The sequence below is a fragment of the Streptomyces sp. GC420 genome, assembly GCF_009916105.1.
GTDB lineage: Bacteria > Actinomycetota > Actinomycetes > Streptomycetales > Streptomycetaceae > Streptomyces.
Genome location: NZ_JAAAXQ010000626.1, coordinates 1 through 2,832, shown reverse-complemented (window position 1 = coordinate 2,832; position 2,832 = coordinate 1). Strand labels below are relative to the sequence as shown.

Here is a 2,832-nt window from a genome sequence, read left to right as displayed (position 1 = left end):
GAAGGAGGGAAGGAGGGAAGGTGGGGAAGGGGGAACGGGAACGGGGGAAAAGCATGAGGCCTCGGCATGGATCGCCGAGGCCTGTCGCTCCGTTCGTAGGGCCTGATGCGGGTGAGTCTGTGCGGGGGGTGCCTTAAGTTCAGGCGTTGGCCTGGAGGAGGGGCAGGTAACCACCGGAGTGGCCACTCGCGTTGGGGTGGTACGCCTCGTAGACCGGCAGCGTCACACTGTGCAGCCACGCCGACCCCGAGCACAGTTCGTGGCCGGTGAAGGTGGTGCGGACGTCACCGAAGGTGAAGCCGTGGTTGGCGACGCGCTTGGCGGTGACCTCGGCCAGCAGGTCGGAAGCCGCGTTGATGGCCTGCCTCTTGGTCTTGTTGAGGCCGATGCACAGGCTGGAGTTGATCTCGTAGAAGCGGGGGTAGCCGAGGACGACGACCTTGGCGGACGGCGCCTTCGCACGGATGGCGCTGTAGACGGCGTCGAGCCGTGCCGGGAGCGTGTTGTTCACATAGCTCCTGGCCGTGTCGATCCGGTTGAGGCAGTTGGTGGTGCTCTCCAGCACACAGGTCGTCATGACGTCGGCGAAGCCGGCGTCGTTGCCGCCGATGCTGATGCTGACCAGGCCCGTGGAGGAGTTGAGCGCTCCGAGCTGGTTGTTGATCACATCGGTGGTCACCGCGCCCGAGCACGCGGCGAAGGTGAAGGAGGAGGGGTTGTTGGCCGCCGCCCACAGGGAGGGGTAGGCCTTCGTGCTGCGGTAGCAGTCGCCACTCGAGGAGATGTAGCTGCCGGCACCGTTCCCCGAGGAGTAGGAGTCGCCGAGCGCCACGTAGGCAGGGGTGGCCGCGTAGGAAACTCCCGCACCGGTGAGCACGAGGGCGAGGCCGAGGGAAAGTGCGGACGCGATGGACGCGAACCACTTGGAAAGTCTCATGGAACCTCCGTCGTAAGGATCTCTGCGGGGAGATTGGTACCACGCAGTAACCTCGCTGAGGAGTGTCCATGACAAGGGTTTTTTGCGGAATAAAGCATTCCGCTAGGACACCGTCAAACCTGTGAATCGGTGGGGACGTTGACCCTCGGTCAGTCGTTCACCCGTTCACTCGGGTGAATCGGCACCGATGATCCGATCGGCTCGATGAGACCCGTAGAAATCCGCCTGACCCGCCATCAACTCCCGCATGGACGTCCCCCGCGGGACCCCGTAGACCGTGCCCGGAAAGTCCAGTTCCCGCTGCACCGACCACAGTTCGTCGTGCCGTTCCGGCGGGAACAGGCGTGCCGGATCGCCCGCGGCGATCCATCCGATGGGCAGCACGGCGCCCGCCGCGAGCCGGGAGTTGACCTGGAGCACGCTGTTGATCCGCAGCTCCGAGCCGGCCTCCGCGACCGCCCCTGGGAAGGCGCAGGCGCCGGTCGCCACGAACACCTCGTCCTCGATGACCGCGCCGTTGACGTGGGCGTGCGGTCCGACGAGGACCGCGGCGCCCAGCACCGCGGGGTGTCCCGCCCTGCCCCGTACCAGCGCGTGTTCCATCACCACCACGTCGTCCCCCGTGCGCACCTCGCCGTCCTCGGCCGTGAGGACGGCGCCGTGCAGCACCCGCGCCCGCTCCCCCAGGACGACGGCGCCGCACAGCACGGCGGAGGGTGCGACGTAGGCGGACTCGGGGACGACAGGGCTCTGGCCCCGGTGTTCGATCAGCATGCGGTGAGGGTAGTCGGCCGGCCGGTGCCGCCCTGGCGAAACGGTCAGCGAACGGGCACGCCGGGGCCGCGAGCGGGCAGGGGTCCCGGCCGCTCCGGCGGCCCGCTGCCCCATCGTCCTGCGAGGACACCCGCCGGGAAACGGGCACACCCGGTCACGAAGACTTCTGCGACGAGCCTGGTCAGCGGGGCGACGCACTTGTAGAAATTGCGACAGGAGCCCGAACGGGCAGGGCTTCGCAAGGGCGCGAACGCGTCGAGTGCCGAGCCGCGAAACGGAGGTGTCGCTGTGGACGCCGAGGAACGACGACGCGCGATCCTGGATGCGGCACGCCGCAGCGGTTCCGTCGACGTCGCGAAGCTCGCCGCCGACCTGGGGGTCTCCAAGGAGACCGTACGGCGCGACCTGCACCTGCTCGAGGAGCACGGGCTGGTCCGGCGCACCCACGGCGGGGCCCATCCCGTCGAGAGCGCGGGATTCGAGACCACACTCGCCGTGCGCACCACCCTGCATGTCCCCGAGAAGTCCAGGATCGCCGCAGCCGCGGCCGACCTGCTGGGCGACGCCGAGACCGTCTACATCGACGAGGGCTACACCCCGCAGCTCATCGCGGCCGCCCTGCCGCGCGACCGTCCTCTCACCGTCGTCACCTCGTCCCTGGCGACGGCCGGCGCCCTGGCGGTCTGCGACAACATGACCGTGCTGCTGCTCGGCGGCCGGGTGCGCGGCGGCACCATGGCCACGGTCGACCACTGGGCGACCCACATGCTGTCCGGCTTCGTCATCGATCTGGCGTACGTCGGCGCGAACGGCATCTCCCGCGAGTACGGGCTCACCACGCCCGACCCCGCGGTCAGCGAGATCAAGGCACAGGTCATCAGGGTCTCCCGGCGCCGCGTCTTCTCCGGGGTCCACACCAAGTTCGGGGCCGTGAGCTTCTGCCGCTTCGCGGACGTCACCCAGTTCGAGGCGATCGTCACCGACACCGGGCTGCCGACGTCCGAGGCCCACCGCTACTCACTGCTCGGACCGCAGGTCATCAGGGTCTGAGCCCGCTCGGCACCACCCGAGACGCAGCCGATGAGCAGCGCCGCGGCGGCGAGCGAGGTGGCCAGTCGTGC

General features: G+C 68.9%; 3 protein-coding genes. 1 reads left to right on the top strand and 2 read right to left on the bottom strand.

Translation table 11 applies throughout. The features are described 5' to 3' along the window. Window positions 1-139: 139 nt before the first annotated feature. Both GUY61_RS37085 and GUY61_RS37080 read right to left on the bottom strand, forming a co-directional pair. Window positions 140-937 (bottom strand): SGNH/GDSL hydrolase family protein, encoded by a 798-nt coding sequence (locus GUY61_RS37085; protein WP_166634688.1) that lies wholly within the window; start codon window positions 935-937, stop codon window positions 140-142. A 165-nt stretch (window positions 938-1,102) separates the two neighbouring features. Then, window positions 1,103-1,711, bottom strand: a complete 609-nt coding sequence (locus GUY61_RS37080) for a gamma carbonic anhydrase family protein (protein ID WP_166634687.1) — start codon at window positions 1,709-1,711, stop codon at window positions 1,103-1,105. A gap of 288 nt (window positions 1,712-1,999) precedes the next feature. On the opposite strand from GUY61_RS37080, the gene GUY61_RS37075 reads away from it, so the two are divergent. Further along, the gene (locus GUY61_RS37075) at window positions 2,000-2,761 is read left to right on the top strand and encodes a DeoR/GlpR family DNA-binding transcription regulator (RefSeq protein ID WP_166634686.1); all 762 of its coding nucleotides are present in this window, start codon (window positions 2,000-2,002) and stop codon (window positions 2,759-2,761) included. The last annotated feature ends 71 nt before the right edge of the window (window positions 2,762-2,832 follow it).

Coding starts and splice junctions, on each gene's coding strand:
- GUY61_RS37085 (WP_166634688.1), bottom strand. CDS start 937: ATGAGACTTTCCAAGTGGTTCGCGTCCATCGCGTCCGCACTTTCCCTC.
- GUY61_RS37080 (WP_166634687.1), bottom strand. CDS start 1,711: ATGCTGATCGAACACCGGGGCCAGAGCCCTGTCGTCCCCGAGTCCGCC.